The organism is Arthrobacter sp. StoSoilB5 (assembly GCF_019977235.1).
Lineage (GTDB): Bacteria > Actinomycetota > Actinomycetes > Actinomycetales > Micrococcaceae > Arthrobacter.
The window spans coordinates 5,245,865-5,271,041 of the sequence record NZ_AP024646.1; the positions used below are offsets into that span (position 1 = coordinate 5,245,865).

At 62.0% G+C, this 25,177-nt stretch carries 19 protein-coding genes and 1 pseudogene; 4 read left to right on the top strand and 16 right to left on the bottom strand.

Annotated elements, in window-relative coordinates; translation table 11 throughout:
• Positions 1-12 precede the first annotated feature (12 nt).
• Positions 13-933: an intradiol ring-cleavage dioxygenase gene (locus tag LDN75_RS23900; protein ID WP_223935145.1), complete on the bottom strand. Its 921-nt coding sequence runs from the start codon at positions 931-933 to the stop codon at positions 13-15.
• Between the two features lie 183 nt (positions 934-1,116).
• Between LDN75_RS23900 and LDN75_RS23905 the strand changes: the two genes are divergently transcribed.
• The 3 genes and pseudogenes from LDN75_RS23905 (at position 1,117) to LDN75_RS23915 (ending at position 3,133) form a co-directional block, all read left to right on the top strand.
• Positions 1,117-1,563 carry a hypothetical protein gene (locus LDN75_RS23905; RefSeq protein ID WP_223935146.1) on the top strand — a complete coding sequence of 149 codons (447 nt, stop codon included), beginning with the start codon at positions 1,117-1,119 and terminating at the stop codon, positions 1,561-1,563.
• A pseudogene (locus LDN75_RS23910) lies at positions 1,563-2,301 on the top strand (cyclase family protein). The gene LDN75_RS23905 and the pseudogene LDN75_RS23910 overlap by 1 nt, the downstream one beginning before the upstream one ends.
• 67 nt (positions 2,302-2,368) lie before the next feature.
• Positions 2,369-3,133, top strand: a complete 765-nt coding sequence (locus LDN75_RS23915) for an IclR family transcriptional regulator (protein ID WP_223935147.1) — start codon at positions 2,369-2,371, stop codon at positions 3,131-3,133.
• A 20-nt stretch (positions 3,134-3,153) separates the two neighbouring features.
• Here the strand turns inward: LDN75_RS23915 and LDN75_RS23920 are convergent, their stop codons facing one another.
• From LDN75_RS23920 to LDN75_RS23950, 7 genes are all read right to left on the bottom strand, one after another.
• Positions 3,154-3,918 (bottom strand): IclR family transcriptional regulator C-terminal domain-containing protein, encoded by a 765-nt coding sequence (locus tag LDN75_RS23920; RefSeq protein WP_223935148.1) that lies wholly within the window; start codon positions 3,916-3,918, stop codon positions 3,154-3,156.
• A gap of 145 nt (positions 3,919-4,063) precedes the next feature.
• Positions 4,064-5,503, bottom strand: a complete 1,440-nt coding sequence (locus LDN75_RS23925) for an amino acid permease (RefSeq protein ID WP_223935149.1) — start codon at positions 5,501-5,503, stop codon at positions 4,064-4,066.
• A 197-nt stretch (positions 5,504-5,700) separates the two neighbouring features.
• On the bottom strand, positions 5,701-6,396 hold the full coding sequence (locus LDN75_RS23930; protein ID WP_223935150.1) for a response regulator transcription factor: 696 nt from the start codon (positions 6,394-6,396) through the stop codon (positions 5,701-5,703).
• Positions 6,396-7,679: a histidine kinase gene (locus LDN75_RS23935; protein ID WP_223935151.1), complete on the bottom strand. Its 1,284-nt coding sequence runs from the start codon at positions 7,677-7,679 to the stop codon at positions 6,396-6,398. The genes LDN75_RS23930 and LDN75_RS23935 overlap by 1 nt, the downstream gene beginning before the upstream one ends.
• A gap of 18 nt (positions 7,680-7,697) precedes the next feature.
• Positions 7,698-8,549, bottom strand: coding sequence for an ABC transporter permease (locus LDN75_RS23940; RefSeq protein ID WP_223935152.1), 852 nt, complete (start codon positions 8,547-8,549; stop codon positions 7,698-7,700).
• A 2-nt stretch (positions 8,550-8,551) separates the two neighbouring features.
• Positions 8,552-9,496: an ATP-binding cassette domain-containing protein gene (locus LDN75_RS23945; protein WP_223935153.1), complete on the bottom strand. Its 945-nt coding sequence runs from the start codon at positions 9,494-9,496 to the stop codon at positions 8,552-8,554.
• 156 nt (positions 9,497-9,652) lie between these two features.
• Positions 9,653-11,155, bottom strand: a complete 1,503-nt coding sequence (locus LDN75_RS23950) for a bifunctional phosphatase PAP2/diacylglycerol kinase family protein (RefSeq protein ID WP_223935154.1) — start codon at positions 11,153-11,155, stop codon at positions 9,653-9,655.
• Between the two features lie 94 nt (positions 11,156-11,249).
• Between LDN75_RS23950 and LDN75_RS23955 the strand changes: the two genes are divergently transcribed.
• Complete coding sequence (locus LDN75_RS23955; protein ID WP_223935155.1) at positions 11,250-11,954, top strand: phosphatase PAP2 family protein; 705 nt, start codon at positions 11,250-11,252, stop codon at positions 11,952-11,954.
• Here the strand turns inward: LDN75_RS23955 and LDN75_RS23960 are convergent.
• From LDN75_RS23960 to LDN75_RS23995, 8 genes are all read right to left on the bottom strand, one after another.
• A complete protein-coding gene (locus LDN75_RS23960) occupies positions 11,899-13,092 on the bottom strand; it encodes an MFS transporter (RefSeq protein WP_223935156.1) in 1,194 nt (397 codons plus the stop codon). The genes LDN75_RS23955 and LDN75_RS23960 overlap by 56 nt on opposite strands.
• Positions 13,089-13,856 carry a DeoR/GlpR family DNA-binding transcription regulator gene (locus LDN75_RS23965; RefSeq protein WP_223935157.1) on the bottom strand — a complete coding sequence of 256 codons (768 nt, stop codon included), beginning with the start codon at positions 13,854-13,856 and terminating at the stop codon, positions 13,089-13,091. The genes LDN75_RS23960 and LDN75_RS23965 overlap by 4 nt, the downstream gene beginning before the upstream one ends.
• Before the next feature lie 219 nt (positions 13,857-14,075).
• Positions 14,076-15,758, bottom strand: a complete 1,683-nt coding sequence (locus LDN75_RS23970; protein ID WP_223935158.1) for an ATP-binding cassette domain-containing protein — start codon at positions 15,756-15,758, stop codon at positions 14,076-14,078.
• Between the two features lie 67 nt (positions 15,759-15,825).
• Positions 15,826-17,088 carry an FAD-dependent oxidoreductase gene (locus LDN75_RS23975; protein WP_223935159.1) on the bottom strand — a complete coding sequence of 421 codons (1,263 nt, stop codon included), beginning with the start codon at positions 17,086-17,088 and terminating at the stop codon, positions 15,826-15,828.
• Positions 17,089-17,101: 13 nt separating this feature from the next.
• Positions 17,102-19,078: a penicillin-binding transpeptidase domain-containing protein gene (locus LDN75_RS23980; RefSeq protein WP_223935160.1), complete on the bottom strand. Its 1,977-nt coding sequence runs from the start codon at positions 19,076-19,078 to the stop codon at positions 17,102-17,104.
• Between the two features lie 103 nt (positions 19,079-19,181).
• The gene (locus LDN75_RS23985) at positions 19,182-23,033 is read right to left on the bottom strand and encodes an NPCBM/NEW2 domain-containing protein (RefSeq protein ID WP_223935161.1); all 3,852 of its coding nucleotides are present in this window, start codon (positions 23,031-23,033) and stop codon (positions 19,182-19,184) included.
• A 114-nt stretch (positions 23,034-23,147) separates the two neighbouring features.
• Positions 23,148-23,804 carry a response regulator transcription factor gene (locus tag LDN75_RS23990; RefSeq protein ID WP_223935162.1) on the bottom strand — a complete coding sequence of 219 codons (657 nt, stop codon included), beginning with the start codon at positions 23,802-23,804 and terminating at the stop codon, positions 23,148-23,150.
• A complete protein-coding gene (locus LDN75_RS23995; protein WP_223937678.1) occupies positions 23,801-25,075 on the bottom strand; it encodes a sensor histidine kinase in 1,275 nt (424 codons plus the stop codon). The genes LDN75_RS23990 and LDN75_RS23995 overlap by 4 nt, the downstream gene beginning before the upstream one ends.
• Positions 25,076-25,177: the final 102 nt, after the last annotated feature.

Below are 25,177 nucleotides of genomic sequence, written 5' to 3' on the forward strand. Positions count from 1 at the left end.
GATCGCTTTGTGTCAGACGGTGACGTTCAGCGCGGCTGTGTAGCCTCCCTGGACCGAGCCAGACATCGTGGCCAGCTGATATATGCCTCCATCGTCACCAAAGACGTTGTCCCCTGCCAGGGTGCTTTTCGCGAAGTTGCGGGCACTCGACTCATATCCCGACGAGCCGTAGACGTCCTTGCACGCGGCCTCAGCCAGGGCGATCTGGGAAACTGCCAACACCTGGCCAGCGGCAGAAGTGTTGCTCATGGATTCAAATACCTCAAAGTGAATATGAGGCCATCGACCGCTGTAAGCACCGGGGTAAATGGTGCTGAACGAGACTTGGCCGTTGCTGTCGGCCTCCTGGACGCCGCGCAAATAGTTCTCGTTCTTCAGCCCCGAGTCGTATAGGGAATACTTTCCGTTCTGATCGCAGTGCCAGGCATAGACCGCCGCGCCTGCCAGCGGCGAGCAACCGTTGGCGTTGTCCAGGAGAGTGAGGGTGAAAGTCAGCGGGACGCCTGTCGCCTTTGTTGTGGAGCTTCCGAAACTGGACGTGATGTCCTTTCGAACCACTCCTGATGCCTCGAGCACATTCGGTCCATTGGAACCGTCGCCGGGATAGGGGCCTAGCGTTTCCTCCGGGATCTCGACTCCGCATTCGGCGAGTGCGCGCGTCACGGTACTTGTGGGGGAAGGCGCTCCGGCCGCCGTCGTACTTTCCGTTGCGGTGGCCGTGGCACTGGAAGACGACGACGCCGGGGCAGGGCCGCCTCCCGCACCCGGCATACAGGCAGCCAGTGCTGCTGCCGTCCCGGCACCGAACAGGACGCCCAACGTGCGTCGGCGGTTCAGGAGCGTGGAGAGGTCGAATTCGAGGCCGCGATCGTGGTTTGGGTGCGGCTGTTCTGAACCAACAGGTGTCGGCCGGTGCTGTTGAGGGGAAGTCATGCATCCATCAAACGCGCGCCCACTGTGCCTTGTACATGCTGAATCTGTGGCGCGCCTATGAAAGTGTGGCTCCTCGGTCCATAGCCTCAAGTGTGCAATATAAACATTTTCATATGCTTGTAATGCTCGTCACGTTGTGCCACCATTGCTCCCAGTAAGCACACCCCAGGAAGGCATTGCCCCATGAACATTGAACTGAAAGCCGTCCGAAAGCTGCGCATCCACTGGCCCATCCCGCTTGAGACCATGACCCAGCTGGCCAGCGGCGACCTGGACGCCTTGGAGTCCGACGCAGGCATCGCATCGCTACTCCAAGCACTTACCGCAACCCCGGAACTGGGCGGCTTCGGAAACTACCACCACGTCTTCGAGTCCTCAGCAGGGTTCGAGGGCTTCACCGTCGCCGAAGGCGCCAACCCGACACTAGGCAGCGTGGGGCAGAGAACCATCTCGCCAACATTCGTCTTCACCACATACTTCGATGATTCGCTCTCCGACCAGGCGGTTCACCAGCTGGTCCAGCAGATCGTGGATATCCACCCGTGGGAAGTGCCCGTCATTGAAGTCTCCGGACCACTGAGTGTCTCCAGCAGCGCCCACGCTCCTGCAGTGGAAAGCCGGGTTGCTTGATGAATTCGCAGTTATGGCAACAGCTCGCGCCCCTGCTCAAAGGCAGGACGTACACCGATCTCACGCATGCGTTCCACCCGGGTCAACCGCGCTTCGCGGCCTTTCCGGATGAGTCCCGTGAAGCCCTCTTCGACATGGAAAAGGGGGACGGCTTTACTGCCCACAGGTACTCGATAGTCGGGCAATGGGGGACCCATGTGGATCCGCCGTCGCATTTTGTCCGGGGTGGCCGAACGCTCGACCAGATACCCGTGGAAGAAATGCTCTTGCCCTTGGTTGTTCTGAATATCAGTGACCGTGTACGCCTCGATGAAGACGCCACCCCCACTCGCCGACATTCTCGCGTGGGAGGAGCGGAACGGCTTCATCCCGGAAGGTTCATTCGTGGCGCTCCGCACTGGCTGGAGCCACCGTTGGCCCGATGCCCAAGCAATGGCAAACAGGGACAAAGCCGGCGTCAGCCACACCCCCGGCTGGTCGCAGGAAGTTCTGGAGTATCTGATCGAGAACCGAGCCGTGGCTGCCGTGGGCCACGAACAAACGGACACTGATCCCGGCGTCGCCACTTCCCAACAGGACTTCAGCCTGGAAACTTATGTCCTGGCCCACGACAAATGGCAGATTGAACTTCTTGCCAACCTGGACAACGTGCCCGAGGCAGGCGGCGTCCTGGTGGCTACATGGGCCAAGCCCTTGGAAGGCAGCGGTTTTCCGGCCAGGGTTTTCGCCATCCACTAGGACCCCCCATCCGGGCCCGCCGTCAGGGCGGGTCCCGGGGCCTTCGGCCAATAGCTAGAATCAATCCATGTCAAAGACCTCAAGCATGGGCCGCGGCATGATGGCCATCCTTGCGGTCGGGGCCCGTCACGCGCAAGGATACGACGGCGGGACGGTCGCCGACGTCGCGGCCGACATGGACAAGGACCGCAGCCAAGTCTCGCGAAGCCTCAAGGGCGCCTTGCAGGAGGGTTTCCTGGCCCGCAGGGATCACAGGAAATACAGCCTGGGTTGGACCATCCTGACGGACGCGCAGCTGGTCACTGAACAACGGCTGAAGACTGACGGTCTAACCGCCCTGGAGGGCCTTGCATCCGAAACCAATGAAGCATGCTTTCTTGGCGTGCTCAGCGGAAACAGTACTGTCACCATTGGCGAACAAGTGCCTGCCAGTGCCAACCTTGTTGGATCGTGGCTCGGACGTCCTTATCCCGCATATTGCAGCGACGCCGGCCAAGCACTTCTGTGGGATGCCCCGGACGGAGAAATCCGCAGGATCTTCGAGTCTGTTGAGTTCGTGAAACACGGACCCAATACGCCATCCTCCGTGGAGGATTTCCTGGCGCGGCTCAATGATGCCCGCGCACGGGGATACTCGATCGTGGATGAAGAAGCCGAGCCGGGACTTTACTCACTGGCCGCCCCCATACGCGACTTCAAGGGGGAGGTTGCCGCAGCCCTTCAGGTTGTTGGACCCAAATCACGGATCGAGCCCCACCGCGAAACATACGCAACTGCGCTCCACTCCTGGCAGGCATGGCTTGAGTCCATGGTGGGTGGACGGCTTTCATAACCCCTGAATAGGCCCTGAACCTAAGTACCGGATGCGGAACCGAGCCGGTGCGCTGCCGAATGGAGAACTGGGGCCAGCTGGGGCGCCGCCTTCTCAAGATCGGAGCGGGTGCCCAAAACACTGAGCGCCGCAAGGATGCCGCCCGCGGGATCCCGAACAGGTACGGCCAGTTCCCACACACCGTGCTCGAACTCCTCGGCCGCTAATACAAAACCCTGGGGCCTGTCGCGCTCCATGAGGGCGGCGACTTCCGCTTCGGAATGGGCTGCAGCGGGCCCGCCAACACCAATGAAGTTGACATCCCTGAGCAGGGCTTCCAGTTCACGCTGGGAATGGTCCCACAGCAGCGCCCTCCCGGAGCCCGTACACCAAACCGGTGTGACCATTCCGGGCTTCGCGAACCCGCCCAGGACCGAGTTGTTAGTGGACGAGCGCAATAACAGAACCCGGACGCCGTCGCGCACTGACAGCCGGGACCTTAGCCCCAAAGATGAGACCAGCTCTTCCAGTTCTGCCCGCGAATCATGGACCCAGCCAACATTGAGGGAGGCAGCCAGGCTGAAGAACCGCGGTCCCGCACGGAATGGTCCACGCTCCAGCCGCTCAAGGAGCCCCAAATCGCACAATTCCTGGGCCAATCGGGAAACCCGGCTCTGCTCCATGTCCAACTCAGCCGCGAGCTGGGATACGCCAAGTAGCTGACGGCCTTGTTTTTCGCGGTCAGTAACCAACCGAACGAGACGAAGCCCCTGCGCCAAAGACGACGCCTCCGGTGACAATTCCACGAAACCCGCTCCTTCCACCAAGCGCTCACGCCATTCTCACACGCCCATGTCAGCGGTAAGAATCAGGTCCCTTGGTCGAGACCCTGAAGGCTTCACGGGCTGGACTCTCTGAAAGTCCGGCCCGTGAAGCCCTTTGCCTGATTAATCAGGGGAGTTGCCTAACCGCCGGGCGTCCGTGCCTGAAGTGGAAGTAGATGTAGCAGGCGGCCACGAACGGAATACCGAAGTAGAGAGCAGCAACCTGATTTGGATCGAACGCGATTCCAACCAGTGAGATCAGGCAAAGAGTGAATGCCAGGATGGGAACCAGCGGGAAGAACGGGGCCTTGTAAGCAAGGTCGGCCACCTGCCCGCCATTTCGGACGAAGGCCCGGCGGTGGAAGAAGTGTGATGCCGTGATTGACATCCATACACCTACCACCGCGAATCCGGCCACGGAAACGAGGGCCAGGTACACCGTTTCCGGGGCAACCACGCTGCTGACCAGCGAGGCCAGCCCGCCAATCATGCTGACGGAAAGAGCAACAAGGGGAATCCCGCGCCGCGTCAATCGCTTGAGGGCTTTTGGCGCGTGTCCCTCATCGGACAGCGAGTAAAGCATGCGTGCACAGGAGAAAAGCCCGCTGTTTCCGGCGGACAACAGTGCCGTGATGATGACGAAGTTCATGATGTCAGCCGCATAGGGGATGCCCACTGAGGAGAACACCGTGACGAACGGACTCTCATCCAGTCCCACCTGATCGTAGGGAACAGTCGCTGCGATGACGGCAATGGCACCGACGAAGAAGATCAGGAGGCGGACGACGGTGCTACGCATGGCCTTGGGGATGTTCCGCGCAGGATCGGTGGTTTCACCGGCAGCAACGCCGATGAGTTCGGATCCGGAGAAGGCATAGAAGACTGCCAGGGCTGTAACCAGGACTCCGGAGAAGCCGTTGGGAAAGAGCCCGCCTGAGGTGTTGAAGTTCTCAAAGAGGAACGGATGGTTACCGGATTCCGCGAGCGGCTGGAATCCAAAGAGTGCAGCGCCGCCAAGGACGATCAGCGCAATGATCGCCCCCACCTTAACGATGGAGAACCAGAATTCAGATTCTCCGAAGAACCGGGAGGATATGGCATTGAATCCGAAAAGGACTGCTGCGAATACGACGCACCACACCCAAACTTCGACATCAGGGAACCATCGCTGCATGAGCAGGCCTGACGCTGTGAACTCAGAGCCGATCGCGACGGCCCAGCAAAGCCAATAGAGCCAAGCCGTGGTGAACCCCGTGGCCGGACCGATGGATCGTGCGGCATAAATGTGGAATGCGCCTGACACCGGGTAGGCGATCGCGAGTTCTCCAAGGCAGGCCATCACCAGATAGACCACGAATGCGCCCACCAGGTAGGCAATGACGGCGCCGAGAGGGCCTGCCTGGGAAATCGTGTAGCCCGAACTTAGGAATAAGCCCGATCCGATAACACCTCCCATCGCGATCATGATGAGGTGCCGCGGACCCATCGTACGGCGCAGCCCGGTTTCGGCAGGAGAGGTGGGGGCGTCAGGTAGATGGTCCAGTTGCAGAGGTGCTGAGGGTTCCATGTGGTGTCTCCGGTTAATGACAGATGCGAACGGTACGCCTGAGGACATCCGAGCTGAGGGTGCCAAGGAGGGCGTCTGTAGTGACGAAGGTAACACAGAATCACCGCGCATGGTCATTAAAAACATTTGTTAATGCATATGTTGCACGTTATGTATTCGCCGGAACCAATGGCGACCCGATGGAAGAAACAGGTCCCTCAGTAATCTGGGTTGCTCGGCACAACAAGTCCGGTCTCGTACGCGTACACCACAACCTGCACACGATCCCTCAGTTGCAGCTTGCTGAGGATCCGGCGGACATGGGTCTTCACAGTGGCCTCGGAAAGGAAGAACTTGTGGGCTATCTCCGCGTTGGAGAGCCCTTCGGCGATGGTGGTGAGGATCTCGGTCTCGCGTGGAGTGAGATCGTCCAACAACGGATCGCGGTGTGGGCCGGGAGACTGGCCAGGTACGGCGGTGCCGCGCACATACGTCTCCAACAGCCTCTGCGTCACCCGGGGAGCCACAACGGCATCCCCGCTGGCCACGAGCCGAACAGCGTGCACCAGTTCCACCGGGGCAACATCCTTGAGCAGGAAAGCGGAAGCGCCCGCTTGCAGCCCCGAGAAGGCGTATTCGTCCAGGTCAAACGTGGTGAGGATGATGACCCGCGTTTCGGAGCCGGAGTCCGAAATGCGGCGCGTGGCTTCAATACCATCCATGGTGGGCATACGGACGTCCATAAGCACCACATCCGGCTGCAGCTCCTGAACCTGCCGGACGGCTTCGTTCCCGTCCGATGCCTCGCCCACCACACGGAAGTTCTCTTCACCTTCAAGGATCAGCCGAAAGCCCATCCTCAGCAGTGGCTGGTCATCCACCAGCAGAATCTTGATGACGCCGTTCTCTACCACTATTCCCCCTTTTCGCCGTTCCAGTGCAGCTCGGCGTGGACCGCCCAGCCTCCCCTTTTGCTTGGACCGGCACTAACGATTCCAGCATAGATTCCTGCCCGTTCACGCATTCCGGCTATGCCCTGCCGCGTGCCCAGGCTGTCCACTGACTCGCCACCCTCCCGGGTTCCCCGGCCGTCGTCGAGCACGTCAATGGTGACGAAATCACCCTCGCGGGCCACCTGCACATCCACTCGGCTGAGGGAGCGGCCATAACGGAGTACATTGGTGAGCGATTCCTGCACGATCCTGTAAACGGTGAGCTCGAATGCCGGGTCTGCCGGGAGCGCGGGCCCCGTGTGCGCGTAGTGCAGCGGCAGGCCGGCCGTGCGGAATCCGTCCAGGAGCTTGGCCAGATTAAGCCCGGACTCAAGCGGCGTCAGGGGCGCCGGTCGGCCGGAATCGTCGCGGAGGACTCCAAGGACCCGGCGCATGTCCGCAAGCGCAGCCCTGCCCGTTCGGGAAAGCTCACCCAGTACGTCGCCGGCGCGGTCGGGATCCTTCTTGACCACCACTGCCGCACCGTCCGACAAACTGATCATCACCGTCAACGAGTGAGCCACGACGTCGTGCATTTCGCGTGCAATCCTGTTGCGCTCGGTGACTTTGCCCAATTGCGTTGTCCGGGCAGCCCATGCCGCGATCTCGGCCTCATGCTCACGCCGTTGCCTGACCGAGATACCTATGCCCGTGGCCAGCAGGTTGGACAACATGATGGTCACCGCTGTGGCGATGTTGTTGATGAGGTGGAAGTTCTCCGGGACGTCCTGCAGAGTGTTCATCGTGCTGGGACTTGTCCACATGAAGAGGTACAACAGGCTCAGCGGCAGGCTCGCAGCGCCAAACACCACCAGCGAAATTGGCCGCTTCCGGGTTGTCGCGACCGCGTAAAGAGCAAACCACAAGCCCGCGGAAACGTTCGAGCCCCACGGATTCAGGACGGTGGCCAGGACTTCCAGAATCGCGACGGCGGCAACAACCTGAAGCGGATAGCGACGGCGGAATATCAGCACAGTCGCAATCAGAAGCAGGAGCCCGACAACGAGCCACTTGCCCTCGATGATCGAGGCAATGATGGTGGGCAACGCCAACAACACGTAGCAGAGGACCACCACAGCATCCATCGCACGCGGACGCTCAAAAAAGTACCGCCGGATACGGCCCCGGCGGCGCTGGGCAATTTCAGCGAAGGACGCGTCCGCTGTGGCAGCCGGCGCGTCCTTCACTTGTGGAACTTCACTCATGGATTGAGCCTAGACGGCTCACACATCCCGCTTGTTCAAAAGGACCATCGCCAAGGCCACGGGCACTACCACCCATGCGCCGAGAACCAGGGCCGCCTGCCAGACTTCCAGCGTGTCCGGAACATGCTCGACGGCGGTCATCGGGTTGATGGTGTTACCCGGAAGGTACTTACGCGCCTCCACGAAGAAGTCGCCAGGAATGAGCTGGAAGGCAATCGGTGCCACAAAGAACAGGCCCACCAGGCTCATGATGCCTCCGGCCGAGTTGCGGACAATGGTTCCGAGCGCCATACCAATTGCGGCCACGGCTGCCACGTAGATGCTGTTGACCAGCAAAAGCTTGATGGACTGCGAGCTACCCAGATCCAGCTTGAGATCGTAGTTGTCCACGATCGGGAGTGACACGAGGCCCGCAATGAAGGTGGATACCGCAGTCAAAAGGAAGGCGCTGACCATCACCACAATCAACTTGGCCAGGAACGGCGAGAGTCGCTTCGGGACGGCAGCGAAGGTGGAGCGCGCCATTCCAGTGGTGAATTCGGAACTCATCAGCAGGACGCCCAATGAACCGAGGATGAGCTGGGCGAATGCGATGCCGGAGGTGGGAATAGTAACTGCGATGTCTCCGCCCTGGGCAGCAATGGCTGCGGCCGCTTCAGGATCCCGCGCTGCCTGTTCGGCGAACTGTCCCGTTCCCCAGGCCGAAAGTGCTGCGAAGCCAACCATGACCAGCCCGGTGGAAGCCAGGAGAATCAGCGTGGACAACAGCGTGCGGAACTTGATGAACTCGGAGTTCAGTACGCGGTGGAACGCCGGTCCCGGACCGACGGAGTTACGCATGGACCTGCGGTCCAAAGTGGTGGTGCTCATGTCTACTTCCCTCCGGCCTGAACGGGAACCGAGGCCCCGGCGGTGATATGCGAGTGGTATTCGACCTCATCCTTGGTCAACTCCATGTATGCCTCTTCGAGGCTTGCCTGGAGCGGGGTCAACTCGTAGACCATGATCTGGTTGTCCAGGGCCGTTCGGGCGATGCCGCGCGGATCCAAACCCGAAACTTCCAGCAACTCCCGCTCGTGGACTTCCACGGAGACGCCCGTTCCGGCGAGCAGTTGCATGAGGCGCTCCGGCTGGTCCGTTCGGACCCGGGTGCGGGCCTGGCCTTTGCCGGTGATGATCTCTGCGATGGGTGCATCCGCGATAATCTTGCCGCGTCCGATCACGATCAAATGATCAGCCGTCAACGCCATCTCACTCATGAGGTGGCTGGACAGGAACACAGTGCGGCCCTCGGAAGCAAGGTACTTGACCAGGTTGCGAACCCAGACCACGCCTTCCGGATCCAGTCCGTTGACGGGTTCGTCCAGGATGATGGTCTGCGGATCGCCCAGCAGCGCTGCGGCAATGCCGAGGCGCTGACCCATTCCGAGCGAGAAACCCTTGACCTTCTTCTTGGCGACCTCGCCCAGCCCGGTCATCTCAATGACCTCCCGCACCCGGCTCTTGGGGATGCTGTGCGTCGCGGCCATCGCCAGCAGGTGGTTGTACGCCGTTCGACTCGTATGGACGGCCTTGGCGTCCAACAGGGCACCGATTTCACGCAATGGCGCAACGTGCTTGGCGAACGGCTCTCCGTTCACGGTCACGGACCCCGCAGTGGGAGTATCGAGCCCCATGATCATGCGCATCGTGGTGGACTTGCCGGCTCCGTTCGGGCCCAGGAAGCCCGTCACCCGTCCGGCTTGGACAGTGAAACTGACACCGCCCACGGCGGTCTTCTCGCCGTAGACCTTCGTCAGGCCTTTTGCTTCGATCATGGAAGCGTTCCCTCCTCGGAGCACATGTGAGTGCAGATGAGTTTTTGACTGTACTGACAACGCTAGTCAGGGAGGGAGCGGAAATCGCCTGTCTCAGGGATGATTCAGGGTTCAGTCAGGGTAGTCCTCGCGGATGACGCCGTGAACCTGGCGTCCCTAGTCCGCGGGCAGTGGCGAGTACACGCGGAGCTCACGCCTCTTGACAGTGAACACGGCGCTCCGGACGCCCGGCTTCGGTTCACCGTCCACGGCGAGGACCAAAGGTTGGCCAATCGCCTCAACGGTGACGGTGGTTGCCTCGGTCAAATGAGTGACTTTTGAAGCAGCAACTGTGCCTGTGACCACCGCCCAGAGCAGGCGGGCGCGGGCAAACGGTTCGTCCGCCGTGATCATGCGGAGATCGAAGAGGCCATCGTCCAACACAGGGCGTCGAAGCGGAGCGTGGTCGCTTGGGTAGTACCTTCCGCGCCCCAAATACAGGATCCATAGCTTATGTTTCACGCCGTTCACCAAGAGCGTGGTGGGTGAGTTCACGCCGAACGTTCGTAGCGATGCCACCACGCTGGCCAACGGTTTACCCATGGCGGGCTGCAGGCGCTCACGGCGGCGCACAAGGTTCGGATACACTCCAACGCTGGCCGTATTCAGCATGGCAATCTCGCTGGTCTCGGGGTTGTCAGGCAGGCCGCGCTGGACGGCAACATGCCCGAAATCCACAAAGGCGGCCTGTCCTTGGGTGACAGCCTCGATTGCGTCGTCAATCGAACCCGTTCCGAGGTCACGGGCAAAGTGGTTGAGGGTGCCGCCGGGCAAAACCAGCAAAGGCAGGGAATGCTCGACGGCGGTTGCCGCCGCTGAGCCAACCGTCCCGTCACCACCCCACACGCCAAGCGCAACGGTGCCCGGCCGGGTAGCTGCTGCTTCAAGTTCAGCGGCTACCTCCTCTCCCTCAGCAATTTCATGAATATGCGCCTTAGGGAATACAGCTTTCAGAAGCTCGCTGGTTTCGGGGGAGTAGGAACCGCCCAAGACGTTGACCGCAATACTCAGCCCCTCGCCGTCGGAAATCGCTGGAGCTTCCGCCGGCGTTCGTCGGGGCTTGGGCTCTTCAGGCTTGGCCGGCCACCACTTGCGCGTCAGCAGGGCAGCACCCGCGCCAAGGGCAGAACCAAACACAACGTCCGATGGCCAGTGGGCCCCTGTGTGCACACGCGAGTAGGCAACGCCCGCTGCGATGGGCGCGAGGACGGCGCCCAAGGCGGGCGAAACCATCCCTGCTCCCACCGCAAAAGCCACGGCCGAAGCTGAGTGTCCGGACGGCATGGAGGAACTGACCGGCTGTGGGTGTACGAACCTGAAAATGGGCAGGTGTTCCGGCAAAGGCCGCCTCCGCGGGAGCGCCGTTTTGAAAATGAGGTTAGTAACCCCGGAAGCCACGCCCAACGCAAGCAGTCCATGCAGGGCTGCTCTCCTCGGTTTTCCTGGAACCGTGGCCATGAATCCCGCGATGCCGAACCACAGCTTTCCCTTGGTGGCCGCTGCTGAGAGCCGTCGGAAGAAATCATCATGTTCGCCTTGCGGCTGGCGCGAAACCGCCCTGAGCAGGAACTGATCGAATCTTGCCACGTGTTTGGGGCCCTTGCCCAGGAAACCTCGCATTCCACCACAGTAGCGCGCGCCCATCGGCAGGACCCGGGCGGCGTACCGAGACGTACAAACACCCCATGCGACCGCCCATGGCTACGATGAGTGCATGATCCGCGTCCTGCGCCCGCGCCAACGGCCAAGTTGGCAGATCATCACGCCTGCCTTGCTTTTGCTATGCGGGTTCGCAGTTCCGGGCGCCTTCCTCGTGGCCGGTCAAGGGGAACCCGCCTTCGACAGAATTGATACAACGTGGCAGGCCTATTCATTCACACTGCACGCCCCTTTCTGGGATGCAGTAAACGTGGTGCTCAACTGGGCTGGCTATGTGGGCATGCTGGTGTTTCACGTAGTTCTGGCGGTCACGCTACTTATCTGGCGACGCCCCAGGGCTGCCGCCTTCTCCGCACTTGCCGGTCTTTCTGCCCTTGCACTCACGCAACTGGCTAAGGCCGTTGTTGGGCGGAATCGGCCCCAAGGCGCCAAGGTGCTCACAGATACCGGTTCATATCCGTCGGGGCATGTTTCTGCGACCACTGCCTTCCTCGTTGTCATGGCTTTGCTGATCGGCCGGCACTGGGCGAAAGTGCTGGCTGTTCTTGGGATACTCGCCATGATGGTCAGCAGGACATACTTGTCTGCCCACTGGTTAAGCGATGTCCTGGGCGGTGCTTGCCTTGCCGCCGGCGTGGTTCTCCTCTTGTGGTGGCCTATGCGCAATATATGTATCCAAGAGAATGAAACCGCTGGCGGGGAGACTATTTGGCGCGCAAGGGTTTTGCGACGCCAGCAAGCAGCAAGGCAACCAAAATAGGCGCAATGATGGCCAGCAGCGCCATGTGGATCCCGGTGAGGTCGCCAAGGTAACCCAGAAGCGGCGGGCCGGCCAAGAACGCGACGTAGCCAATGGTGGAGACCACGGAAACCCGGGCGGCCGCGTGCTTCGGATCATCGGCTGCAGCGGACATGCCCATGGGGAACGCAAGCGCGGCACCAACGCCCCAGAGTGCAGCACCAACGCCGGCCAGCACCACGTTTCCGGCAAAGACGAACAACCCCAGGCCCAGCGCTGCGGCGGCCATGCTGGCACGTAGTACTGCCACTCGGCCGAACCTGTCAATGACTTTGCCGCCGAGGAACCGCATCCCGGTCATAGCCGCAACGAAGAGCGCAAAGAGCAGTGCACCGGTCGCTTCGGAGGCACCCAGGCCGTCAACGGCGGCCTTTGCAATCCAGTCGTTTCCGGCCCCTTCCGTGAGCGTCGCACCCAAAACCACCACACCGATGAGTATGGTCCGGCCGTCCCGCCAAGCGGTGGGTCCCTTGGGAGCCGGCGCACCGTCGTCGAGCGTTTCAACCACTGCAGCCTCGTGCGGCAGGAAGTACCGCGGTACGGTCAGCACGAGGACAACAGCAAGGGCGGCGATCACGAGCAAATGCTCCGGCAGGCCGACACCAAGTTGCGAGAGTCCTGCGCCAATCAAGGCGCCCACAAACGCACCGCCGCTGAACGCAGCATGGAACTGCGGCATGATGGTGCGCTGGAGCCGGTGTTCGACGTCGGCCCCTTCGATGTTCTGGGCCACGTCCCACAGGCCGATGCCGATGCCAAAGAGGAAGAGCGCCATGGCCGTAGCTGGAACGGACGCGGCCATCAGGGAGAACGCGATGGCCGCACCGGCAGCGCCCGCCACAATACCGGCCACACGGACCGTATTCGCGGTGCCGATCCTGCCCACCACCCAGCCAGCGGACGGCAAAGCCACCAATGAACCGACGGCGGTGCAAAGCAAAAGCGTGCCCATTTGACCGGAGGTCAGGCTGAGGGCCTCCGTAACGGCTGGAATGCGTGCCGCCCAGCTGGCAAATACCAAACCGTTCATGGCGAAGATCAAGAACGTCGCCATGGCCGCTGCGTTGACGTTGGTGGTGCTTCTGGTGCTGGTGGTCATGCAATCACAACTTCCACGGAGAGTTTGTCGAGCCGGACAAGATCTTCAACGGATGGCTTCAGGTCTGTCACGATGACGTCCACAGCCTCCATGTCGGCAACCAAGGCCACCGCGCTGGCATTCCACTTGCTGCCGGAGCAGGCCACTATCACCCGCGACGCCGATTCCAGGCCGGCGCGCTTCACCGCGGCGTCGTCCAGGTCGTGGGCCAGCAGTCCGTCCTTAAGATTCAGCGCGCATGGCGTGACGACGGCGGTGTCGAACCGCAGCGAGCGGATGTTCGCTTCGGTCATGGGTCCGCGGAAGGACCTCTCGCCGGGAATGAGGCTGCCTCCGGGGAGAATGAGCTCCGGCCTGCGGCCTTCCTTGGTGTGCATTAGCGCCTCAACGCCGTGCAATGACATCGGCATCACTGTAAGTTCCCGCTGGCCCAGCCGACGCGCGATCTCGGTGGCGGTGGATCCGCTGTCCAGCCACACATGCTCGCGGTCCTTCAGCAGCGCATCAACAGCCGCTGCTATTTTGAGCTTCGCATCGTGTTCTTCCAGTTCGCGCTGCCCATAGCCGGGGTTGTCGCCGCGCGCTACCAGGCTGCGGGCGCCGCCGTGCACCCGCTTCAGCACTCCATTGGCAGCGAGGATCTCAAGGTCTCGACGGATCGTGGCGCCCGATGCTCCCGTTGCGGCGACCAGCTCGTCCACCGATGCTTCTTCGCGTTTACGCAGCAGCTCGCCAATGAGCCGGTGGCGGTCAGCAGTTCCCATGCTTCAAAGGTATCAACCGTATGCCCAGATGATCATTCAATCTGATCATTTGATCACAGATGCTCTCTCACATCCCAACCCTTAAACCCGAATGCTCTCTCACATCCCAACCCTTAAACCCGAATGCTCTCTCACATCCCAACCCTTAAACCCGAATGCTCTCTCATCAACTGAGAGAGCATCGGGCGTAAAGGGCCATGATGTGAGAGAGCGTGCGGATTAGCGGGCGCGCTCCACTCGTTTCTCATCCCATACGGGTTCCTCGGACTCGTAGACCTTGCCGTCGGAGCCGAAGATCAGGAAGCGGTCAAAGGACTTGGCGAACCAACGGTCGTGGGTGACAGCCAGGACGGTTCCCTCAAAAGCATCGATTGCCCGCTCCAAAGCCTCGCCGGAGTGCAGATCCAGGTTGTCGGTTGGCTCGTCAAGGAGCAACAACGTGGCTCCGGAAAGCTGCAGCAGCAGGATCTGAAAACGCGCCTGCTGGCCACCGGACAATGACTCGTACTTCTGTTCCGACTGCCCAGCCAATCCGTACGAGTCCAAGGCGCCAGCGGCGGCTTCGCGCGGCAGGCCCGATCGGTGTTCGTCTCCCCGGTGCAGGATCTCCAACAAGGTCCGGCCCAGCAAATCAGGGCGAACGTGTGTCTGCGCGAAGAAGCCGGGCCGGATACGGGCACCCAATTTCACAGTTCCTTCATGCGGAACTTCAGCTATGACAACGTCCGATACCGGCAAGTGCTCCCGCTCGGGATCGGTGCCACCCGTAGCGAGCAAGCGAAGGAAATGGCTCTTGCCGGAACCGTTGGAGCCCAACACGCCTACACGATCACCGAACCAGATCTCCGTGGAGAACGGCTTCATGAGGCCTGTCAGTTCAAGCTTCTCCGCCACGACTGCGCGCTTGGCGGTTCGCCCACCTTTGAGGCGCATTTTCACATTCTGCTCAATGGGCAGGGCCTCGGGTGGTCCGGCCTCCAGGAACTTTGCAAGACGGGTTTGCGCTGCCTGGTACCTGTTGGCCATGTCAGACCGGAACGCGGCCTTGTTCTTGTACATGTTGACGAGTTCTTTGAGCTTCACATGCTCCTCGTCCCAGCGCTTGCGGAGTTCCTCGAACCGGGCGTTCCTGTCGGCGCGCGCCTCTACATACGAGCCGAAACCGCCACCGTGGATCCACGCACCGGCACCATTGATGCCGGGTTCAAGCGTCACGATTCGTCCGGCGGCGTTGTTGAGCAGCTCGCGGTCGTGGCTGATGAACAGCACGGTCTTCTTGGATTCGTTGAGCTTGGATTCGAGCCAGCGCTTACCGGGGACGTCAAGGTAGTTGTCTGGTTCGTCCAGAAGCAGCAGTTCATCCGGACCCGCAAACAGGGCTTCCAACACGAGGCGTTTCTGCTCGCCACCGGACAGCGTCGAGGCGCGGCGGAACTGTGCTTTGTCGAAGGATATTCCCAAAGCCGCCATGCAGACTTCGTCCCAAACGGTCTCGACGTCGTAACCGCCGGCGTCTCCCCAGTCCACGATCGCCTGGGCGTACTTCATTTGGGTGGGTTCGTCGTCGTGCTCCATCATGGCGAGTTCCGCCTCTTCAACCGCCTTGGCAGCTGCCGCGAGGCCGGCTTGGGCCGTGGAAACCAGCAGATCCCGGACGGTTGATTCGTCCCGGACCTGGCCCACGAACTGCCGCATGATGCCCATGTTCCCGGATCGGCCAACAACGCCCTCGTCCGGTGTGAGATCGCCGGAAATGATCTTGAACAGCGTCGTTTTGCCGGTTCCGTTGGGTCCAATCAGCGCAGTCTTGGTGCCGTCAGGCACCTTGAAGGTCACGCCGTTGAGCAGCTGGGTGCCGTCGGAGAGGAAGTAGTCGATGCCGGAAACGTCAATATGGGCCACCGCCCAATCTTCCCACGGCCAGGTATTAAGGCTCGACGGCGGAACGTGGCGCGGGTGCCTAAGCGGGCTAAGCGTCCGGCTTTCGCCGGGCAAACTGCGGGGCGTGCTCGGGGCGTGGGCCGAAGGCAATCATCCGCGCAGGCAACTTCCGGAAAGCTGGGAATTTACGGACTACAAAGAGCAGTAGCTTCGGCGGCTTGGGCTCCTTACCCGCCATGACCTGTGCGAAGACAACGCGATGCAGCACCCGTTGAAATGTCTGCACGATCAGGGTTGGCGGCCACCGCCGCTTCTGGACGGCGGCGAGGTGATGGTCGTCGAGTGTTTTGCTCAGCAGCGGTGACGCAATGATCCGGGCCGCTGCGACGGCATCCTGCACCGCCAGGTTGATCCCCACACCACCGGCGGGTGACATCGCATGGGCCGCATCCCCAATCAGTAGGAGTCCCGGCTTATGCCATCGGGGTAAACGGTTGAGTTTCACGTCCAGCAGGTGGAGATCATCCATGGATCGGATGTTGTCCACGCGGTCGGCAAGATCTGGCCGCAACCTGGCAACGCGTGTGCGGAACGCCTCAACGCCTTCCGCCCGCAGCTTGGGGTCGAGGCCCTTCGCCGCAAGGTAGGCGATCTGATGGAAATCCTTCCGCGTCAAACTCAACAGAACGTCCGAAGTCCCGAAACTGGGCGAAATCGACGCCACGGGTTCCCTCTCATCGGCGTTCCTCGGAAGCCGGAACCACCACGTATCGAACGGCACCGGAAACTCGCGCGGGACCAGACCGGCCCGCGCACGAAGCACGGAACCACGGCCGTCACATCCCACCGTCAAGGCAGCCTTCAGTTCGCCCGTCCCCACAATCTCGCCAGTCAAAGGATCCCGGGTTCTGTACGCCACGCCCGAAACAACCCCGGACTCCTCACGCAGAAGCTCTGTGGCCTCGGTGTTCATCCGGAGCGTGAAGGTGGGTTCCTGCCTGGCTGCTTCCACAAGGAAGTTCAGCAAGTCCCACTGGGGAACCATGGCCACGTAGTTGTAGGGCGCCCTGAGTAGCCCGAAATCGGCAAGGACCACAGAGTCCCCGGTCCGTGCGGGCAGCCGGAAATTTCCGAGCTTGCTCTGGGGGAGCTGGCGGAACCCTTCACCCAACCCCAGTTCGTCGAGGAGGCGAATGGTGGAGGCGTGCACAGTGTCGCCGCGGAAATCCCGCAGGAAGTCGGCGTGTTTCTCCAGCACTGTGACTTCGACGCCGGCACGGGCCAGCAGCAAGCCAAGCACAATCCCGGCCGGCCCTCCGCCAACCACAACGCACTGCTTGCTGCTGTCCATAGCTTCTCCCGAGTTAGCCGGCGGCGGTGAGGAACGACTTCAACAACGGCCCGCTGGTGGTCGCACCCAGGCCGCCGTCTTCCACGAACACCGCAACCGCCAGGTCTCCGTGGACCGCAACGATCCATGCGTGCGTCTTGGGCGGATCGTCATTGCCGAACTCTGCGGTTCCCGTTTTTGCCCCGACCGGTGCACCGGGTACCTGGGCGAGGAATCCTGCGTGTCCGGAGGTCACCACTGCCCGCATCATGTCGGAGAGCGCGGCGGCCTCCTCCTTGGTAATTGGCTTGGTAGACGCCGGCGAGGCTGGCGCGGTGCTGGCGGAAGCTGACGACGGCGGTGCGCTGCCACTTTCCGTAGGCATCGCTCCAGCACTGGAGTTCTGCGCATCAGCGTTCAAAACCAGTTGAGGCGAGACCGGAGCGCCGTTGGCGACGGAGGCCGCCATGATGGCCGCAGATAATGGCGAGAAGAGCACCTTCCCTTGGCCGATCATCGATGCTGCATGTTCGGTGCCTTCGGCTGCACCGGGGACGGAACCGAGGAAGGCGTCGGCCCCGAGTTTGGGCGCTTCCACGGCAATGCCCAGTGCCATGGCCGCGGATTCAAGCTGGTCCTGGCTAACAGTGTCACGGGCATTGATGAACGCGGTGTTGCAGGAGTGTGCAAAAGCATCCCGCAGGGCCACCGAGCCCAAGGAGCTCTCCGGGTAGCCTTCGGCGTTCTTGAAGGTCCTGCCATCAACAGTCAGGGTCGGGGTGCATTCGACCTTGGAATCAGGCGTGGCGCCGTTGCGGAACAGCGCCAGGGAATCGACGATCTTGAACGTCGAGCCCGGAGCGTATTGCCCCAGCATCGCCGTGTTGTAACCGTTGCTGCCAGGGCCGGATGCGGCCGCGAGGACAGCTCCAGTGGAGGGCTTGAGAGCAACAATGGCTGACGCCGGCTCTACCCCGGCAAGCGTTTCTTCGGCCAGTTGCTGCAGCTTCAGGTCAAGGGTGGTCTTGAGCGTTGTTCCGGGCGCGGGGAGCGACGAGAAGAATACTTTGGTAGCAGGGGTCTCGCCTTGGGACTTCGCCTCCTGCTTAGCGACTATCTCCACACCATCCTTGCCACGCAACAGCGAATCGTATTTCTGCTGAAGGCCACCGGTTCCCGTGGTGTCACCGGCCCGCAAGGCGCCATTGGACTTTTCGATCTGCTCGGCACTTGCCTGACCCACACTTCCCAACAGGGCCCGGGCGAACGTGCGTGTCGGCGCCAAAGCCATGGAGTCCAGGATGCTCACCCCACCCGGAATGGCATTAATCTTTGCTTCGGTAATTTCAGGGGTATATGCGCGGAGGACGATGCCTTCAACAAAAGCCTGCGGGCCCGAGGCTGCCACCTGCTTGGCGTACTCTTCAGGATCAAGGCCGAGCAAAGCAGCCATTGCCCGTGCGGAGGTATCCGCCTGATCGGCGGGAAGCTTGGTCTTGTCGATTCCAACGCGGAATACAGGGCGGTCTTCCACAATCGGAGCATCCCCGGCGCCGAGGATCTGTCCGCGCTGGGCAGGGACCGTCTTAACGGAGAGGGTCTCGCCATCCGAGAGCTCCGGCGCGAGGAGCTGGGGATTCCATCGAACGGCCCACTTGTCACCGGACTTTTTCAACGTGGCCTGGGAGCTGTACTCCCATTTGGCCGAGCCGATGTTCCAGCTGTAGTTCAACGGGAAGGTCGCTGTCCCGCCGTCGAGCTTCACCTCACCCGACTGGACCGAGGGCTTCGCGTTGAGTCCCTCAAACACCGCTTTGAGTTCATCGTTGGCCGCAGCGGCATCCTTGCCCTCGACGGTGAGTGAACCGACGTCGAGCGCGCCCAGGGAGGAGGCGAGCTGCTTCGCTGCAGTTTCCGCACCGGCGCGGCCGTCATCGCAAGCCGTCAGCGAACCAGTCATCACCAGCGCTACCAAGCCAAGGACAAGATTCCGTGTTCTCATTTTCCCCATTTGCGACATTATGCCCCGTTCCCCCGACAGTTTCTCGTCGCGACCACAACCCGGACCCGCCCCGCCCAATGGAGCGGGGCGGGGCGGGCTCTGGAGAGTCCGATTACGGGGCACAGGTGAACTTGGCATCACCCCAGACGCCATGCGCGCCGTTGATGGAACCGGACGGATCCACAACGAGCTCCACATATGCCGCACCAGTCAGATCCACGGACACCGACTCCGGAGCGAACCCCGGAGTGTACGTGCGCGACTGGTACTTGTTCACTCCATCGGCATTGACCTTGAAGATGATGTTGCCGCCAAAGCCGCTCTCAAGACCGACCTGCGAGGTGAACGCCGTGCATTTGCCGCCCAGGTAGTACGTGATCCTGGATGCGGCATGAACACCCAGGCCCTTGGCGAAGACCGGCTGTTTGCCTGTGGCAGGGTCGGTGTAGTTGATGGCCAAAGGCTTGTCAGGCGACGACGCCGAGTCCTTGTTAGCCACATTCTTACCTATCACGCCGTAGCCATTGAGGGCCTGGACCCACGGGGTTTCGGAGGCGTACACCGTGCCGTGCGGCACGTCAGGCAGCGGCTGCGATGTCACCTTCCAGTCGAAGAACTTCACCCGAGTGTCCGTGGGCAGCGTGACGGACGCCAGTTCCTTGGTGGGGTTGAGCCGGACCGTGTTGGAGAACGCCTGGTACTTGTACTGCGTATATTCCGGGGACGGACCGTTCGCGTTGTTGCGGCCTAGTTCGGACACCGCCACCACGGCCCCGTTGAGCACCGATGGCTGCAACCAGTTGGGGAAGAAGATGGACTGCTTTTCCATGCTTCCATCGGTATATGTCAGCGTCAGGGTCGGGCTGGTCCCGTTGCCCACAGCGGCCGATCCGAGGACGGCCAAGTGCGTTCCCTTGCCCTTGACGGCGATCGTCTGTGCGGAGAGCGCTACAGAGTTGGGGACATCCGGGCCCACCGCTGGCCAGGTGTACTCCACCTGCTTGGGCGTGCCCGCTTCCACCGTCACAGTACTGCCAGGCCGTACGCCGCCTGCGGGAATGGGAGCGGCAGCCAGCTGCTCGGCAGCGAAGGTGGCCCCTCCGCCGTCGAAGTTTCCGAGCGCCTTACCGGCCAAAGTAGTGACGGAAACGGTGTTGTATGCCGCCGCCAGCGAGCCGTATGCGACGTAGATCTGGTTAGCGCCCGTCACCGACTGCTCGCTTGAGTCAGAGGCAGCGTACGACGCCGAGACCCGCACGGTCTGTTGTCCCGCCTTAGCGCTGGAGCCGGGTGAGATGACGAACGTGGCGGTGGCTGACGCACCTGCTTCGACCTTGGCTGCAGTGGTTCCGGAGGAAGAAACGACGGTCCAGCCCTCCGGCAGCACCGTTGACATCACGACATTGGTCTTGGCCTTGCTACCGGTGTTGACGAACGCCGCCGTAACAGTGGTTTCCTGGTCCTGGAATACCTGCTGTCCCGTTGTGACGCGAACTTCAGCAGCGGTGTCTTCCTGGCTCTTGCCACCGAGCGCGCCGGCCTGCTGAAGCTGGATCGTGGCAGACGCGTTGGAGGCGATGGAGCCGGTCTTCACGAAGACGGTGCCGTTGTTGGCCTCGTCGAAGTACCAGCCGGTTGATGCTGCATCATAGGCATCCTTGTTGCTGTGCTGAGCGAGCTTGGTGCCGCCGATCATGACATCCTTGGGCGCTGCCCCGGCGTGGACCTTGAGCTGGTAGGGGCGAGCTGTGGCCTTGCCGTTGTAGTCGCCCTTCCGCTCATTGATGGTCACCTTGACGCTGCTGTCACCCTTGCCCGGAGCATTCACTTCGAACAGCTGGCTGGAGGCCTTGCCGTCCTTGTACTCGCGGGTTACTTTGTCGTCCTCGTAGAGCGTGAAGGCGCTCTTGCCCTGTGCGAAGACGTCCAAGGTGATCATGGAGTCTTCCGGGACCAAAGAGGCGTTGCGTGCCACGATGCCCTGCGGCACCACTGCTCCGGCACGGACGAAGACCGGCAGCTTGTCCAGTGGCGCGTTGTAGCCGTTGAGGATCTGGCCGCCCTGGTAGAGCTTGCCGGTCCAGTAATCCACCCATTGCTCGCCAGCGGGGAGGAAGATCCCGTTGCGGACGTCCGTCTGGGTGAAAACCGGAGCCACAAGGAAATCGGAGCCCAACATGAACTGGTTGTTCGCCTCGGCACCGTAGGACCATTGCTGGTCGGGGAACTCCAGAGCCATGGAGCGCATCATAGAGACGCCTGTGTCAGAGGCGTTGTGGGCGAGTGTGTAGATGAACGGCATAAGCTGCTGACGGAGTTGCAGGTACTGGCGGTTGATAGCCGTGGCCTGGTCGCCGTAGAGCCACGGACGCTTGTCCGTGGCCGCCCAGCCGGACATTGAGTAGAGCGCCGGAGCGAAGGCCTTCCACTGAAGGTCGCGGACGTAGGACTCGGGCGAGCCGCCGAAGATGCCGTCCACATCGCCGGTGGTGAATGCCAATCCCGAGTTTCCAGCACCGGTGAGGGCCGAGACCTGCCAGCGAACGGCGTCGAGGTTTCCTGAATGGTCGCCCGTCCACTGCATGCCGCAACGCTGGGAGCCGGCCCAGCCTTCAACCATGAGTGAAGTGCCGCGGGCGTTCGAATACTGTTCGATGCCACCGTGCGCGGCCTCGCAACCGGTAAGCGCCTGGCGGTAACCCTGGCCCACCCAAGCGACGTCAAGCTTGCGCAGCCGTACTCCGGCCTCGCCAACTTCGTACTCCTGGTTGGTGAGGGAACGCTGTGTCCAGAGGCCAACTTTGAGGTCAGTTTCTTCCTCGATGTTGTTCACTGTTTCCGGGAGTTGCTGGTATTCGCAGCCGTAGCCGTCATTGACCAACATCCAGCCGGCAGGCATATCGTTCTCAACGAACTTCCGTGCCGTCTTGATGGCGTCGGGCGTACGCTGCTTGGCGCCGTCGGGATCGCCAAAGCCGGACGACGAATAGCCGGGGTTGGAGCGGTTGTAGCAATCGGCGTCGCCGTATTCCAAGGCATAGACCGGCGGCATTATCGGCTTGCCGGTCAGCGTGGTGTAAGCGTTCAGGGACTGTTTGTAGTCGCCCACGAAGTAGTAGGCGTCGAACCGCTTCTCCTCATGCGTGGTGGTCGGCTGGCCGCCGAAGTTGTAGGAGCCGCGGGCGAAAGTGTCCCGAAGGACGCCGTACCCCTTGGAGGACATGTAGTACGGAACGGCGTTGGGATAGCCATCGTCATCCCAGTCAAAGTTCCGGGCGATGTTGATCAGGGCGCCGGTGTGGACGGACCGGCCATTCTGCATGCCGCCGCCGATGAACTGCTCGCCGTCCTGCTGGGCAAGGTGCTGCGTGGCGGAATTCGACCCGAAAGTGATGGGGGCAGACTCCTCCAGGACCAGGGAACCGTCTGCCCTCAGCACGCGAAGTTGGGTGGTGGCCTTGTTGATCTCGACTGTGATCCTGGCGGTCTTCAGGACCAGCCAGTCACCGTCGGTGATGTTCGGGGTGGAGCCGGCGAACTTGTCCTTGCCCACCACGATGTTGGCGGTTCTTGCCGGGTCTCCTTGGTCGGTGTTGGCGGGGTCCGCGAACTTGCCGCTGGGGTCGGCTTCGAGCCGGAAGTTGCCGTCGTCCAGGAACGTGACGCGGATGGCGCCCTGCTCGGTGGAGAGGTCGACGACGTTTCCGGACTGGGTGAATCCGGTCACCGCTCCGAGGGGTACTCCGGCTGCGTCGACAGGCACTTCCGGGGTGACTGTCTTGATGGTGGCGGGATCTCCGGGAGCGGCATTTGCTGCCGTTGCGAAGGTCAGGGCGGGGATGCCGCCTGCGAGAAGCAGCGAGGCGAGGCCGAGGGACGCGGCTTTCCTGGCTAGCGAGCCTTTTCTGGTGCGTCCGGAGCTGTTCAGGGCAGCGCCGGATAGACCCATGGAGGGTGAGGACATGTGGGGCCAACTTTCGACGAGTGACAGTTTGTGATCTAACTCATAACGAAACGTGCACCAATCGTCACTGCTCGCGGGCGAAAGGTCAACCGTTTCACCAAAATTGGCACCCAACTACTGCCCGCGGATGATCCTTCGCTGCGTCGCGACGGCGATGGCTGCCGTGCGGTTATCCACGCCAAGCTTCGAGTAAATGTGGACCAAGTGCGTCTTCACCGTGGCCTCTGAGATGAAGAGTTGCCGTGCAATGGCCCGGTTACCGAGTCCGGTCGCCAGGAGTTCCAGCAGCTCAATCTCCCGCGGGCTCAAAGCCGGCGAGGGGTTCCGGATCCGGCCCATAAGACGCGCCGCGACCTCCGGCGCCAACGCGGTTTGGCCCGCAGCAGCGGAGACCACCGCCTGCCGAATCTGCTCCGGTGGAGCGTCCTTCAGCATGTAGCCACTCGCGCCGGCTTCAACGGCGGCGAGAATATCGGCGTCGGTGTCGTAGGTGGTGAGGATGAGCACAGGCGGCGGGGGAGTTCCGGCCTCGCCGGCCTTGATCTTTTCCGTGGCCGTGACGCCGTCCATGCCGCTGCCCATTTGCAGGTCCATGAGCACCAAGTCCACGGGTTCACCCAGTGCGTGCAATTTTCGCAGTTCGGACAGCGCGGCATCGCCGTCCGCGGCTTCGGCTACGACGCTGATACCTGGGAAGTCGGCGAGCATGGCGCGAAGCCCCGCCCTAACCACAGGATGGTCGTCCACCAGTAGGACGCGGATGTCGCTCACTCCGACCCACCCGGCAGGGGCACCCGAATGGCCACCACAGTTCCTTCGCCAGGCGCTGACTCAACGTCCAGGCTGCCGTCCAGCGCGGCCAACCTTTCACGGAGGCTCTGAAGTCCGACGCCGGTGCCGTCGCCGCGCGCTGCATCGGCCGCCGTCGACGGCTCAAAACCGATGCCGTCGTCGAAAACGTCCAACGTCACCTCCGAGCCGAGGAAGGACAAGGTCACGACGGCGGACCGCCCGTGGGCGTGCGCCCATACGTTCGCAAGGGAAGCCTGGGCGGCCCGGAGCAGGGTGGTCTGGTACGTGTTGGGTAGCTCCACAGGCGTGCCCACCAGCTCGAAGCGGCAACGCAAGGCCGTACCCCGGGCAGCGGCCTCGGTCTCGGTCTTTTCGCAGAGCCGCCGCAGAGTGTCCACCAGTCCAGACTGCTCAAGATCCGGTGAACGCAGTCCCCGTACAAAACTCCGGGCCTCCGCCAGGTTGGCCGATGCCGTGTCCTGGACAATCCTCAGCCGCTCCTTAACGGCCGCCACGTCGCCGCCCTCCAGCGCTTTCTCCGCCGACCTGCCCATGAGGACAATGCTGGAGAACCCCTGTGCCAAGGTGTCGTGTATTTCCCGGGCCAACCGTTCGCGCTCAGCCAGGACCCCGGCATCGTGCTGGGTTTGCGCGAGCTCGGCGCGGGTTCGGCGCAGGTCATCAGCCACGAGTCGCTGGTTCTCCGCCTCGACGAACAAAGCCCGGTACGCCAGCCCCGTCACCACGGCGAAACCGGCCCCGAACACCGGTCCCAGCACCATGGCGAGCTGCAGGCCGCCGTCGGATAGTCCCCTGCCGTGGAACCACAAGGCGCCCACCAGCAGGGCAGTGCTCGCTGCGATCGCGGGCAATGCCAGCCGCCGGGGGAGCAGGTGCAATTGCAGAAAGAACAGCGGGAAGGCCACCCATGCAAAGTCACCGCTGACCAGCAGGAGCAGCAGCCACAGCAGCATCACTGTCCCGAGCCACCAGCCTGAGTACGGTGTGGGATCGAAGCTGGAGGCATTACCGGCGTGGCGTTTCTCCAGGATGGTTCCGGAGAGATAGATGAGGGCCAACAGAGCGGACAATCCCAGTCCAGCCACCACAGCCACGGGAGAGGGCGTCCCGGCGGATCCAACACCGGTCAGCAAACGCACGATCGCCACCAACAGCAACACCGCGAAGCCCACGTGCAGGCAGACGCGCAGCACGCGAAGGATTGTGGCGGCGCCGGTGGGGGACTGCATGCCTTCCAGCGTAGCCGCGACAATCTCCCGAACCGCCCGGAATCGGCGTACTGAGGCCTGAATCAACCATTCGGATGATCGCTCGATCAACCGCACGGCGCC